This window comes from Bacillus sp. GbtcB14 (assembly GCF_019091205.1).
Lineage (GTDB): Bacteria > Bacillota > Bacilli > Bacillales > Bacillaceae_G > Bacillus_A > Bacillus_A cereus_AG.
In genome coordinates, this window is record NZ_JAGXJT010000003.1 from 320,544 (window position 1) to 321,058 (window position 515).

Genomic DNA, 515 nt, shown 5'->3' on the forward strand with positions numbered 1-515 from the left:
GTAGGAAAATACAAATTAGTAGAGAAAGAAAGCTTATCAGGCTACAAAAAATTAACAGAGCCAGTATCATTCGAAATCAAAAAAGGTATGACGAAAGTTTTATCACTAAAAGTAGAGAACGAAAAGTTAGATAAAGGTTCAGTAGAAATCACAAAAATGGATGCTGAAAGTAAGAATGTATTATCAGGGGCAGTGTTTGAAGTTCATGACGAAAAAGGAAAAGTAGTAACGAAAGTAACAACAGATAAAGAAGGAAAAGCGAAAGTCTCAGACTTATCTGTAGGTCACTACACACTTGTAGAAGTAGAAGCACCAAAAGGTTATGAAAAATTAACTCATCCAATTCCATTTGAAATTACAAAGGGAATGATAAGTTCAGTTCAATTAGACGTATTAAACAAATTGACTTCTTTAGCACCACCAGGCCCAGAGAAACCAGAAACAACGGATCCAGAAAAGCCTGAAACACCAAATCCAGAAAAACCGGAAACAACGGATCCAGAGAAGCCTGGAAC

The 515-nt window shown here is 35.7% G+C and carries 1 protein-coding gene; it reads left to right on the forward strand.

Translation table 11 applies throughout. The annotated features are described in order from the left end of the window. A partial coding sequence (locus KVT31_RS30235) for an MSCRAMM family protein (RefSeq protein ID WP_253631442.1) occupies positions 1 to 515 on the forward strand: 515 nt, incomplete at both ends.